The sequence below is a fragment of the Metapseudomonas resinovorans DSM 21078 genome, from assembly GCF_000423545.1.
Taxonomy (GTDB): domain Bacteria; phylum Pseudomonadota; class Gammaproteobacteria; order Pseudomonadales; family Pseudomonadaceae; genus Metapseudomonas; species Metapseudomonas resinovorans.
Genome location: NZ_AUIE01000024.1, coordinates 24,609 through 37,057, shown reverse-complemented (window position 1 = coordinate 37,057; position 12,449 = coordinate 24,609). Strand labels below are relative to the sequence as shown.

The following is a 12,449-nucleotide window of genomic DNA, read 5'->3' as shown; positions in this document are numbered from 1 at the left end:
TATGAGAAGGAATGAGTTATGACCCAGAAATTCGACGTGGTAGTGATTGGTGCGGGCCCCGGCGGCTACGTTGCCGCCATCAAGGCAGCTCAGCTCGGCCTGAAAACCGCCTGCATCGAGAAGTACCAGGACAAGGAAGGCAAGACCGCTCTGGGCGGCACCTGCCTGAACGTCGGCTGCATTCCGTCGAAGGCGCTGCTGGACAGCTCCTACAAGTACCATGAGGCCCACGAAGGCTTCAAAATCCACGGCATCGAAGCCAAGGGCGTCACCATCGACGTACCGGCAATGGTTGGTCGCAAGAACACCATCGTTAAGAACCTGACCGGCGGTGTGAGCACCCTGTTCAAGGCCAACGGTGTGACCCTGCTGGAAGGCCACGGCAAGCTGCTGGCCAACAAGCAGGTCGAAGTGACCGGTTCCGACGGCAAGGTACAGATCGTCGAAGCCGAGAACGTGATCCTCGCTTCTGGCTCCAAGCCGGTAGACATCCCGCCGGCCCCGGTCGACCAGGACGTGATCGTCGACTCCACCGGCGCCCTGGACTTCCAGGCCGTTCCGAAGAAGCTGGGCGTGATCGGCGCTGGCGTCATCGGCCTTGAGCTTGGCTCCGTCTGGGCCCGCCTGGGCGCTGAAGTGACCGTCATCGAAGCGCTGGACAAGTTCCTCCCGGCCGCTGACGAGCAGGTTTCCAAGGAAGCCCTGAAGGTCCTCACCAAGCAAGGCCTCAAGATTCGTCTGGGTGCCCGCGTGACTGGCTCCGAAGTGAAGAAGAAGCAGGTCACTGTGAACTTCACCGACGCCAACGGCGAGCAGAAAGAAACTTTCGACAAGCTGATCGTGGCCGTGGGCCGTCGCCCGGTGACCACCGACCTGCTGGCCGCCGACAGCGGTGTGACCCTGGACGAGCGTGGTTTCATCTTTGTCGATGACTACTGCAAGACCAGCGTTCCGGGCGTCTACGCCATCGGCGACGTGGTACGTGGCGCCATGCTGGCCCACAAGGCATCGGAAGAGGGCATCATGGTCGCCGAGCGCATTGCCGGCCACAAAGCCCAGATGAACTACGACCTGATTCCGTCGGTCATCTACACCCACCCGGAAATCGCATGGGTTGGCAAGACCGAGCAGGCCCTGAAGGCCGAAGGCGTTGAAGTCAACGTCGGCACCTTCCCGTTCGCTGCCAGCGGCCGCGCCATGGCCGCCAACGACACCGCCGGTTTCGTCAAGGTCATCGCCGATGCGAAGACTGACCGCGTACTGGGTGTCCACGTGATTGGCCCAAGCGCTGCCGAACTGGTCCAGCAGGGTGCCATCGGCATGGAATTCGGCACCAGCGCCGAAGACCTCGGCATGATGGTCTTCTCGCACCCGACCCTGTCCGAAGCGCTGCACGAAGCGGCCCTCGCGGTGAATGGCCATGCCATTCACATTGCCAACCGCAAGAAGCGCTAAGCAATACCCCCTGCACGGGTCGCGCGCGAGCTCGTGCAGGACGAAGAACCACGGCGGGTGGCCCGTCGTGAGCATCGCCCAGTAGGGCGAGGCTCACCGCGGAAAGCCCGCCGGACTGCCTTCATCAGCAGTCACAGGTGGCGCGGCACCACGAATGCAGCGCCGAATGCGCAATACCTAAACGAAGACGGTAGACAAGCATGAATCTCCACGAGTATCAGGGTAAGCAGCTGTTCGCTGAATACGGCCTGCCCGTATCCAAGGGCTTTGCCGTAGACACCCCGGAAGAAGCCGCAGAAGCCTGCGAAAAAATCGGTGGCAGCGAATGGGTTGTGAAGGCCCAGGTCCACGCTGGCGGCCGCGGTAAAGCGGGCGGCGTGAAGCTGGTCAAGAGCAAGGAAGACGCCAAGGCGTTCGCAGCCAACTGGCTGGGCAAGCGCCTGGTGACTTACCAGACTGACGCCAATGGTCAGCCGGTCAGCAAAATCCTGGTCGAATCCTGCACCGACATCGCCAAGGAACTGTACCTGGGCGCCGTGGTAGATCGTTCCAGCCGCCGTATCGTGTTCATGGCCTCCACCGAAGGTGGCGTGGACATCGAGAAAGTAGCTCACGACACTCCCGAGAAGATCCTCAAGGCCACCATCGACCCGCTGGTCGGCGCTCAGCCCTACCAGGGCCGTGAGCTGGCATTCCAGCTGGGCCTGGAAGGTGACCAGATCAAGCAGTTCACCCACATCTTCGTTGGCCTGGCCAAGCTGTTCCAGGACTACGACCTGGCCCTGCTGGAAGTGAACCCGCTGGTCATCAAGGCTGACGGCAACCTGCATTGCCTGGACGCCAAGATCAACATCGACAGCAACGCCATGTACCGTCAGCCCAAGCTGCGCGCCATGCACGACCCGTCCCAGGACGACGCTCGTGAAGCCCATGCGCAGAAGTGGGAACTGAACTACGTGGCCCTGGAAGGCAACATTGGCTGCATGGTCAACGGTGCCGGCCTGGCCATGGGTACCATGGACATCGTCAACCTCCACGGCGGCAAGCCGGCCAACTTCCTTGATGTTGGCGGCGGTGCAACCAAGGAGCGCGTGACCGAAGCGTTCAAGATCATCCTCTCCGACAGCAACGTCCAAGCCGTTCTGGTGAACATCTTCGGCGGTATCGTCCGCTGCGACATGATCGCCGAAGGCATCATCGGTGCCGTGAAGGAAGTAGGCGTGAAGGTTCCGGTCGTGGTTCGTCTGGAAGGCAACAACGCTGACCTCGGTGCCAAGGTACTGGCCGAGAGCGGTCTGAACATCATCGCGGCGACCAGCCTGACCGACGCTGCACAGCAAGTCGTCAAGGCCGCGGCGGAGGGCAAGTAATGAGCGTCCTGATCAACAAAGACACCAAAGTCATCTGCCAAGGCTTCACCGGTAGCCAGGGTACTTTCCACTCCGAACAAGCCATCGCCTACGGCACCAAGATGGTTGGCGGCGTGACCCCCGGCAAGGGCGGCACCACCCACCTGGGCCTGCCGGTGTTCAACACCGTCAAGGAAGCCGTTGAAGCCACTGGCGCCGAAGCTTCGGTCATCTACGTTCCGGCTCCCTTCTGCAAAGACTCGATCCTGGAAGCGGCCAACGGCGGCATCAAGCTGATCGTTTGCATCACCGAAGGCATCCCGACCCTCGACATGCTGGACGCCAAGGTCAAGTGTGACGAGCTGGGCGTACGCCTGATCGGCCCGAACTGCCCGGGCGTGATCACTCCCGGCGAGTGCAAGATCGGTATCATGCCGGGTCACATCCACCTGCCGGGCAAAGTAGGCATCGTGTCGCGTTCCGGCACCCTGACCTATGAAGCCGTGAAGCAGACCACCGACGCCGGCTTCGGCCAGTCCACTTGCGTGGGCATCGGCGGTGACCCGATCCCGGGCTCCAACTTCATCGACATCCTGAAGCTGTTCCAGGAAGACCCGCAGACCGAAGCCATCGTCATGATCGGCGAGATCGGCGGTTCCGCTGAAGAAGAAGCTGCTGCCTTCATCAAGGCAAACGTGACCAAGCCGGTGGTGTCCTACATCGCTGGTGTGACTGCCCCTCCGGGCAAGCGCATGGGCCACGCTGGCGCCATCATCTCCGGCGGCAAGGGCACTGCGGACGAGAAGTTCGCTGCTCTGCAGGATGCTGGTGTGAAAACCGTGCGTTCCCTGGCTGATATCGGCAAAGCCCTGGCTGAGCTGACCGGTTGGGAAGTCAAGAACGCCTAAGGCATCTTGAAGCAAGCAAAGGCCACCCCTCGGGGTGGCCTTTGTCTTTTCTGGTGCAACCTTTTTCTCGCTTGGTGAAACCGCTTGTCGGTTAAGCGACAGAAATGGTTGCTACTCCGACAGCCTGATCCACGTCAGGCGCTTGGCACAGTAAAATCGGTAGGGTTGCACCTATCCCGCTTCCCCAGCTTCAAAAGAGCCGAGGCGGGCAACAGCGATCAATCCCAAACGGATGGATGACGTTTCCCCAAACCCCAAGGGAAACCCTTCGGAACGTATGAAATTCTGCCTGTGGTACTTCCCCTCATGATTCGATTGAAAGGCTCGGACCTCGTTGCCCTTGGTTTTATGACCTTTGCGCTTTTCCTTGGCGCAGGAAACATCATCTTCCCACCCAGCGCTGGCATGGCTGCGGGTGATAACGTCTGGCGTGCTGCGCTGGGCTTTCTCCTGACGGGTGTTGGCTTGCCGCTGCTGACCGTCGTCGCCCTGGCTCGCGTAGGGGGTGGGATGGACCGCTTGACCGCGCCGCTCGGTAAGCGTGCCGGCGTACTCCTGGCAGTTGCCGTGTATCTGGCCATTGGCCCGCTGTTCGCGACTCCGCGAACCGCTGTGGTGTCCTTTGAAATGGGCGTTGCCCCCTTCACCGGCGATAGCGGCGTTGCCCTGTTCCTCTACAGCGCTGCCTATTTCGCTGCCGTGCTCTTCCTTGCCCTGAACCCGGGCAAACTGGTGGATAGCATCGGTAAATTCATCACGCCGGTTCTGCTTTCGGCACTGTTGGTGCTGGGTGGCGCCGCGCTGTTCGCCCCCGCCGGGACTATCGGCACTTCAGCTGCCGACTATCAGGCCGCTCCCTTCGTTCAGGGCTTCCTGCAGGGCTACCTGACCATGGACACGCTTGGCGCCCTGGTCTTCGGTATCGTGATTGCCACCGCGATTCGCGACCGCGGCGTCCAGGACCCGCGACTGGTGACCCGCTACTCCGTGATAGCTGGTGCCATCGCCGCTCTTGGCCTGTCGCTGGTTTACCTGGCGCTGTTTTACCTTGGCGCGACCAGCCAGGGTATCGCCGGCGAAGCGCAGAACGGTGTGCAGATCCTCACTGCCTATGTGCAACACACCTTCGGCACTGCGGGCAGTCTGCTGTTGGCCGTGGTCATCACCCTGGCCTGCCTGACCACCGCGGTCGGCCTGCTCACCGCCTGTGGCGAGTTCTTCAGCAAGTTGCTGCCATTCTCCTATCGCACGGTGGTCCTGGCGTTTGGTCTGTTCAGCCTGCTGGTGGCCAACCAGGGCCTGACTCAACTCATCAGTCTGTCGGTGCCGGTGCTCGTGGGGCTTTACCCGCTGGCCATCGTCCTCATTGCCCTTAGCCTGCTGGATGCGCTCTGGGTCGACCCACGTCGTGTCTTCGTCCCGACAATGTCCATCGCACTGGTCTTCGGCGTGGCCGATGGCTTCGCAGCCGCAGGGTTCAAAGACGTTGTTCCTGCGCTCTTTGGCCAGATGCCACTGGCCCACCAAAGCCTCGGCTGGCTGGTGCCGGTGCTGGTTGTCCTGGGAATCTCGATAGTGGCCGACCGTCTTATGGGACGCGCTGTCGCCAGCCCGGTCTGACCGTTGCTGGATCGAGGAAGGCCGCCGAAGGGCGGCCTTTTTCGTGGCGCTGGGTTAACGGGGAGGAGAGGCGCTTGCTTTGCCATCGGGTCTCGTAAAGTGCGCCGGAATCCCACTTCAGGAGTTCCGTCCGCTCAGGTCTCCCGGCGCAGCTTGCCGGCCCGGATACCGGTCGAATGACCAGCGCGTTTCCGCTTGGTAGTGCATTGCAGGTGTCGTGTTGTCATGGCCATGGATCGCTATAATTCGCCGCGTTCTTACAAGGAATTTGCATGTCGACCATTCTGCGCAACTGGCCTCATCTGGTGGCCATTCTCTGGTTCATTACCTGCTGGGTGGGGTACACCCGCTACGCCATCTGGAAGGGCAAGGACACCGCCTGCCTGGCTTCGGTCCTGCATCTCTACCGCGAGGACTGGATGCGTCGCCTGTTGCTGCGCGACAACCGTATCGCCGACGCCAGTGTGATCGGAAACCTTGAGCGCAATGCCTCGTTCTTCGCCTCCAGTACCCTGATTATCCTGGCCGGCATTCTCACGGTGTTCGGATCCACTGATCGCGCGGTGTCGGTGCTGGCCGACCTGCCGTTCGTGCAGGCTGCCAGCCGCAGTATTTCCGAGTTGAAGCTGTTGGGTCTCGCCGTCGTCTTCGTCTACGCCTTCTTCACCTTCAGTTGGTGCATGCGTCAGTACAACTTTGCCGCCATCCTCGTGGGATCGGCGCCGATGATCGGAGAGAAACACGTCAGCGAGCAGGAGAGGAAGGCCTTCGCCGAGCGTACCGCGCGAGTGATTTCCCTGGCGGCCAACCAATTCAACTTCGGCTTGCGCAGCTACTATTTCGGCTTGGCCATGCTGGCCTGGTTCATCAATCCCTGGTTTTTCATCATTGCGACCACGGGTGTTGTGCTGGTGCTGTACCGCCGCGAATTCCATTCCGATGTGCTGGATGTGATGGTCTACACCCCAACTCACGCGCTGGAAGCGCCCAAGGAGAAGGTCGAATGAGTATTCCTTTCTGGTGCCTGTTCTTCTCGGCCCTGCTCATCTACCTGGCGAAGATTCCCGTGGCCAAGGCCATGCGTGAAGAGGGCAGGGGCTACGACAACCGTCATCCACGTGCGCAGCAGGCACGGTTGACGGGTTTCGGTGCGCGGGCTGTGGCGGCGCATCAGAACAGCATCGAGATTTTCCCGCTGTTCGCCGCCGGTGTGCTCATGTCCCATGTCACCCAGACCCACGGCTACTTCGTCGACCTGCTGGCGATCATCTTCATCGTGTCGCGCGTGCTCTACCTGTTCCTCTATTGGAACGACAAGGCCACCCTGCGCAGCTTGGTCTGGGTCGTCGGCCTGGTCTGCTGCCTGTTGTTGATGCTCAGTCCGGCGCTCTGACCCACGGAAACGACAAGGCCCGCGCAATGCGGGCCTTGTCGTAGCTATTGCCAGGAGTTTACTGGCTCTGCTCCTCGGTCGGTGCAGTCTCCGGAGCGGCCGGAGCGGCGGGTGCGCTCGGAGCCGGGGCGGCTTCCGGAGCCGGAGTCGGGGCTGGGGCCGGTGCGCTCGGCTGGGATTCGGTCGCCGGTGCAGCCGGTGCCTGGGCCTCTTCCTTCTTGTCGCAGGCAGCGAGACCAAGGCTAGCGGCCAGGAGCAGGGCGAGAGACAGGGTTTTCTTCATCATTGAGCCTCCATGTGTGGCTTTTCCTCATCGATAGGCGTTGGAGTTTGTGACCTGTTTCTAAGTTCCGTGCTTAATGCAAAAAGCCTTACCCGAACGCTTGGCCACGGCGTAGGCGCGTCCGTCAGGGTATCATTTAGCACTTTGCCCACTTTCCGCCAAGGTTGCAGTCATGACGGACAATTCCCTTATCGAACGGTCGCAGCGCTTTCTTTCCGCGTTGCGCCACTGCCAGGTGCTCGGCCTGAGCGTGCATGACGCCACTCCCCAGGGCCTGACCCTGCGTTTGCCTTACAGCCAACAGATCATCGGCAACCCGGAAACCGGCGTGATCCACGGCGGCGCCATTACGACCTTGATGGACACCACCTGCGGCATTTCCACGGTCTGCGTACTGCCGGAGTTCGAGATCTGCCCGACCCTGGACCTGCGCATCGACTACATGCACCCGGCCGAGCCGCACAAGGACGTCTACGGATTCGCCGAGTGTTACCGGGTGACGCCCAATGTCATCTTCACCCGTGGCTATGCCTATCAGGACGACCCGACCCAACCCATCGCCCATGTGGTCGGCGCCTTCATGCGCATGGGCAAGCCCGGCCAGTTGAAGCAGGGAGGTGCAGTATGAGCCTCGACTTCAACGCGCTGGTGCGCGAGGCCCAGGAGAAGAATGACTACGACTCGCTGGTGTGCCTGATCCCCTACGCCAAGCTGATCGGCATGGAATGCCTGCGCCTGGGGGATGACATGGTGTTCCGTCTTCCAGCAAGCAAGGACAACATCGGCAACCCGACCCTGCCGGCCATCCACGGCGGTGTGATCGCCGGTTTCATGGAACATGCGGCCATGCTCCACCTGCTGATGTTCATGGGCACGCCACATATGCCCAAAATCATCGACTTCTCGATAGATTACCTGCGCGCCGGACACTATCGTGACACCTTCGTCCAGTGCCAGGTCTGGCGACAAGGCCGCCGCGTCGCCAACGTCGCCATCACCGCCTGGCAGACCACCCAGACCGAACCCATCGCCACCGCACGCGCCCACTTCAAGGTCGATGAGCCCTGAGGCGCGCCAGTAGGGTCCGGTCGCTCTCAAGGAAAGTCCGATGGTTGCGTTACTGATACTTGGTGGCCTGCTGCTGATCGTCACCGGCCTGGTCTGGCTGGTGATGCTCGCTTTTGGTACCAGTTTGCTCTGGGGCTTTGGCAGCTTGTTGCCGCCGGTCACGCTGGCCTATGTGCTCAACCATTGGCGCACCGCGCGCAAGGCTGTGGCCCTGGGCGCGATGGGCTTCATTCCGCTGGTGGTGGGGCTGACGATGCTGGCCGCGCAGGACCCTGAGCGGTTGCAGTCAATCATCAGCCTTCGCTGGCTGGGCGATGAGCCGCAGGCCGCGTCAGAGCTGGATATCCGTCTCAACGGGGAGCTCAACGGCCAGCGTTTCTCGCCGCTACAGGCCGAACTGGTGGACGGCATTCTCAGCCTGCGCGAGGGGCAGGATTTCTACGCCCGTCGCGAGTTGACCATTCGTGTCGGCAACCTGCCGAAGGGGGCCTTGCGCCTGGACGTGCTGCCCCAGGACCCTGGACCGCAACCGGAAGTCGAGATCAGTTGGCTGCTACCGGAGCAGGAACTACCGGAGGCCCGGCGTATCCCCCGTGGCTACACCCTGCATCTGGACTTGCAGCCCGTGGCGCCAAACCGTCTGGCCGGCGACTTCCATCTGGTCTTGCCGCCGAAGTTCGCCACTACGCTCACGGGCCATTTGGAGGTCTTTACCGACCGTCTGCGCTACCGCGATGGACGGGTGGATACCACCTATGACTCTCGCGACACCCTGGCCTATGTGGTTCGTGACTACCTGCAGCGGCGCTTCGCCACCCATAACGTAGAGCTGGCCCAACTGCCAGCTGTCAGCTTGCCGGCGCGCGATTTGGATCTGGACGTGGAGGCCCGTGTCGACGGCCAGGTTCAGCATCTGGCCTTGCAGCTGGCCAAGAGCGAGGCCCGGGGCTGGCGTGTGCGCCATGACAGTTTCCCGCCACTGACCACTCCCAGCGTGGCGCCTGAAACGCCTAGCGTGGCGCAGGAGCTGGCGCCTCTCGCGGACACCGGTGCGGTGGATCGTCGCTTGCGTTTCTCGCTGCAACGTTTGCTGAACACCCCCAGCCAATACCAGGAGCTCAGCATGCGCGTGTACACAGTGCGTGGCAGCACCGCCGAAGGCCGCTTCGCCGGCCTGGATCGCGATGGCCGGATCCTCATTCGTCGTAACCTGGGCGGGGCAGGGGCCGCCAGTTTCAGTTTCGATGTCGAAGAGGTGTCCGACGTGGAGCTGCTGGAGCCCTGAGCCGGTCGAGTGAAACGCGCTTCTCTTTTCACTGTTTCCGGGCCAATGGCAGGTGCCATTGGCGGGCAAGTACTGTTCGATTTTCCTAAGCACTTGAAATCCTTGTCGAAGCCCCCATCTGGATGACATCCGCCGCCGTATGCGGCTCAAACCATCCACGTGGAGTTAGACGACCATGAGTGTGGAAACTCAAAAAGAAACCCTGGGCTTCCAGACCGAGGTGAAGCAACTGCTTCACCTGATGATCCATTCCCTGTATTCCAACAAGGAAATCTTCCTCCGCGAGCTGATTTCCAACGCCTCCGATGCTGCCGACAAGCTGCGCTTCGAAGCGCTGGCCAAGCCCGAGCTGCTGGAAGGCGGCGCCGAGCTGAAGATCCGCGTCAGCTTCGACAAGGACGCTCGCACCATCACCCTCGAAGACAACGGCATCGGCATGAGCCGCGATGAGGTGATCGCGCACCTGGGCACCATTGCCAAGTCCGGCACCGCCGACTTCCTGAAGAACCTTTCCGGCGACCAGAAGAAGGACTCCCACCTCATCGGTCAGTTCGGCGTGGGCTTCTATTCCGCCTTCATCGTCGCCGACAAGGTAGACGTGTTCACCCGCCGCGCCGGTCTGTCGGCGAGCGAAGGCGTGCACTGGTCGTCGCAAGGCGAGGGCGAGTTCGACATCGCCACTGTCGACAAGGCAGAGCGTGGCACCCGCATCGTCCTGCACCTGAAGAGTGGCGAAGAGGAGTTCGCCGATGGCTGGCGTCTGCGTAACGTCATCAAGAAATACTCCGACCACATCGCCCTGCCCATCGAACTGCCGAAAGAACACCACGGCGAAGATGCGCCCGCCGAGCAGGAGTGGGAAACCGTCAACCGCGCCAGCGCGCTCTGGACTCGCCCGCGTACCGAGGTCAAGGACGAGGAGTACCAGGAGTTCTACAAGCACGTTGCCCATGACTTCGAGAACCCGCTGTCCTGGAGCCACAACAAGGTCGAAGGCAAGCTGGAGTACACCTCGCTGCTCTATGTTCCGGCCCGTGCCCCGTTCGATTTGTATCACCGCGAGGCGCCGCGCGGCCTGAAGCTGTATGTGCAGCGCGTGTTCATCATGGACCAGGCAGAACAGTTCCTGCCGCTCTACCTGCGTTTCATCAAGGGCGTCGTGGACTCCAATGACTTGTCGTTGAACGTCTCCCGCGAAATCCTGCAGTCGGGTCCGGTGATCGACTCCATGAAGTCGGCCCTGACCAAGCGCGTGCTGGACATGCTGGAGAAACTAGCCAAGAACGAACCCGAGCAGTACAAGGGCTTCTGGACCAACTTCGGTCAGGTGCTGAAAGAAGGCCCGGCCGAGGACTTCGCCAACAAAGAGAAAATCGCCGGCCTGCTGCGCTTCGCCTCCACTCAGGATGCATCCGGTGAGCAGAGTGTTTCCCTTGCCGACTACATCGGCCGCATGAAAGAAGGCCAGGACAAGATCTACTTCCTCACCGGCGAGAGCTATTCGCAGGTCAAGAACAGCCCGCACCTGGAAGTCTTCCGCAAGAAAGGCATCGAAGTGCTGCTGCTCACCGACCGTATCGACGAGTGGCTGATGAGCTACCTGTCCGACTTCGACGGCAAGGGTTTCGTGGATGTCGCCCGCGGTGACCTGGACCTGGGCAAGTTGGACTCGGAAGAGGACAAGAAGGCCCAGGAAGAAGTCGCCAAGACCAAGGAAGGCCTGATCGAGCGCCTGAAGAAGGTGCTGGACGAGCAAGTCAGCGAAGTGCGCGTTTCCCACCGACTGACTGACTCCCCGGCGATCCTCGCCATCGGCGAACAGGATCTGGGCCTGCAGATGCGCCAGATCCTCGAGGCCAGTGGCCAAAAGGTGCCGGACTCCAAGCCGATCTTCGAGATCAACCCGGCCCACCCGCTGATCGAGAAGCTGGATGGCGAGCAGGACGAGGACCGCTTTGGCGAGCTGTCCCACATCCTCTTCGACCAGGCCGCCCTCGCCGCCGGCGACAGCCTGAAGGACCCGGCCGCCTACGTGCGCCGCCTGAACAAGCTGCTGGTGGAACTCTCGGCCTGATAAGAGGCTGGAACGGAACAGGCCCGCGAGTTGCGGGCCTTTTTCGTTGTGGGTGCTTGACGCTTCGGCGGAGCGAATTCGTTCGCTACGCCGACCGCACAAGGCCAGGTCGACACTGCCGCGCTCTTGAAATCCCATGCAACGAACCCGGCAGGAGGGCTCAGCCGGCATTGGGTCTAACCTTAGTCATTCCCCCTGGCACTGGAGAGTCCCCATGAACCGTTTGCTCCTGCCTTCGCTGCTGTTCGCATTCGCCGGTCCCGCTTGTGCAGCCATGGTTACCCAGGCTGTTCCGTACGAGATAGACGGCAAAGCCTTTGAAGGCACCCTGGTCTATGACGATGCGGTGAAGACCCCACGCCCCGGCCTGCTGATGGTGCCCAACTGGCTGGGCGTGACCCCGGCCGCAGCCGAGCAGGCCAAGGAAATCGCCGGCCAGCGCTACGTGATCTTCATTGCCGACATGTATGGCAAGGACGTTCGCCCAACCAATCCGGACGAAGCCAGGGCCGCCGCGACGGCCGTACGCGGTGATCGGCCCTTGATGCGCAAACGTGCCCAGGCCGGTGTGGAGACTCTCAAGGCCCAGGCTGGGCAGGTGTCGCTGGACCTGGCGAGTCTCGGCGCCATCGGCTTCTGCTTTGGTGGCGGCAGCGTCCTGGAACTGGCGCGCTCAGGCGCACAGCTGAAGGGCTTCGTGTCATTCCACGGCAACCTGGACACGCCGAACCCGGCCGATGCGCGCAATATTCGCGCGCCGGTACTGGTGCTGCATGGCGCTGACGACCCTGCCGTGCCCAAGACCCAGGTAGAGGCTTTCACTGCCGAAATGACGGCCGCCAAGGCCGATTGGCAACTGGTCAGCTACGGTGGTGCGGTGCATTCCTTCACCGAGCGCGGGGCCAGCGTGCCCGGGCGTAATGAATACAATCCCAAGGTCGCTGCCCGGGCCTACCAGGCCATGAACGACCTGTTCGACGAAGTCTTTGGCGGAACGAGGTAATCCATGACGCA

General features: G+C 61.7%; 12 protein-coding genes. 11 read left to right on the top strand and 1 reads right to left on the bottom strand.

The features are described from left to right. The first annotated feature begins 18 nt into the window (after nt 1-18). From lpdA to G559_RS0117225, 6 genes are all read left to right on the top strand, one after another. Nucleotides 19-1,455, top strand: coding sequence for a dihydrolipoyl dehydrogenase (gene lpdA, locus G559_RS0117250; RefSeq protein ID WP_028629430.1), 1,437 nt, complete (start codon nt 19-21; stop codon nt 1,453-1,455). A 200-nt stretch (nt 1,456-1,655) separates the two neighbouring features. After that, nucleotides 1,656-2,825: an ADP-forming succinate--CoA ligase subunit beta gene (gene sucC, locus G559_RS0117245; protein WP_028629429.1), complete on the top strand. Its 1,170-nt coding sequence runs from the start codon at nt 1,656-1,658 to the stop codon at nt 2,823-2,825. After that, complete coding sequence (gene sucD / locus G559_RS0117240; RefSeq protein WP_028629428.1) at nt 2,825-3,712, top strand: succinate--CoA ligase subunit alpha; 888 nt, start codon at nt 2,825-2,827, stop codon at nt 3,710-3,712. The genes sucC and sucD overlap by 1 nt, the downstream gene beginning before the upstream one ends. 306 nt (nt 3,713-4,018) lie before the next feature. Continuing rightward, nucleotides 4,019-5,332: a branched-chain amino acid transport system II carrier protein gene (gene brnQ / locus G559_RS0117235; RefSeq protein ID WP_028629427.1), complete on the top strand. Its 1,314-nt coding sequence runs from the start codon at nt 4,019-4,021 to the stop codon at nt 5,330-5,332. A 272-nt stretch (nt 5,333-5,604) separates the two neighbouring features. After that, a complete protein-coding gene (locus G559_RS0117230) occupies nt 5,605-6,339 on the top strand; it encodes a DUF599 domain-containing protein (protein WP_028629426.1) in 735 nt (244 codons plus the stop codon). Beyond that, nucleotides 6,336-6,725 carry an MAPEG family protein gene (locus G559_RS0117225; RefSeq protein ID WP_028629425.1) on the top strand — a complete coding sequence of 130 codons (390 nt, stop codon included), beginning with the start codon at nt 6,336-6,338 and terminating at the stop codon, nt 6,723-6,725. Before G559_RS0117230 ends, G559_RS0117225 begins: the two co-directional genes overlap by 4 nt. Nucleotides 6,726-6,783: 58 nt before the next feature. Here G559_RS0117225 and G559_RS0117220 read toward each other — a convergent pair whose 3' ends face one another. Next, the gene (locus G559_RS0117220) at nt 6,784-7,008 is read right to left on the bottom strand and encodes a hypothetical protein (RefSeq protein WP_028629424.1); all 225 of its coding nucleotides are present in this window, start codon (nt 7,006-7,008) and stop codon (nt 6,784-6,786) included. 172 nt (nt 7,009-7,180) lie between these two features. Here G559_RS0117220 and G559_RS0117215 point away from each other — a divergent pair, with 172 nt between their 5' ends. The 5 genes from G559_RS0117215 to G559_RS0117195 all read left to right on the top strand — a co-directional run bounded on the left by G559_RS0117215 (nt 7,181) and on the right by G559_RS0117195 (nt 12,438). Further along, complete coding sequence (locus G559_RS0117215) at nt 7,181-7,636, top strand: PaaI family thioesterase (RefSeq protein ID WP_028629423.1); 456 nt, start codon at nt 7,181-7,183, stop codon at nt 7,634-7,636. Next, entirely contained in the window at nt 7,633-8,076 is a 444-nt protein-coding gene (locus G559_RS0117210; protein ID WP_028629422.1) for a PaaI family thioesterase, read from the top strand. The genes G559_RS0117215 and G559_RS0117210 overlap by 4 nt, the downstream gene beginning before the upstream one ends. 40 nt (nt 8,077-8,116) lie before the next feature. After that, nucleotides 8,117-9,361 carry a hypothetical protein gene (locus G559_RS0117205; RefSeq protein WP_028629421.1) on the top strand — a complete coding sequence of 415 codons (1,245 nt, stop codon included), beginning with the start codon at nt 8,117-8,119 and terminating at the stop codon, nt 9,359-9,361. A gap of 175 nt (nt 9,362-9,536) precedes the next feature. After that, a complete protein-coding gene (gene htpG / locus G559_RS0117200; RefSeq protein ID WP_028629420.1) occupies nt 9,537-11,435 on the top strand; it encodes a molecular chaperone HtpG in 1,899 nt (632 codons plus the stop codon). Nucleotides 11,436-11,649: 214 nt separating this feature from the next. Beyond that, nucleotides 11,650-12,438: a dienelactone hydrolase family protein gene (locus G559_RS0117195; protein WP_028629419.1), complete on the top strand. Its 789-nt coding sequence runs from the start codon at nt 11,650-11,652 to the stop codon at nt 12,436-12,438. Nucleotides 12,439-12,449 lie beyond the last annotated feature (11 nt).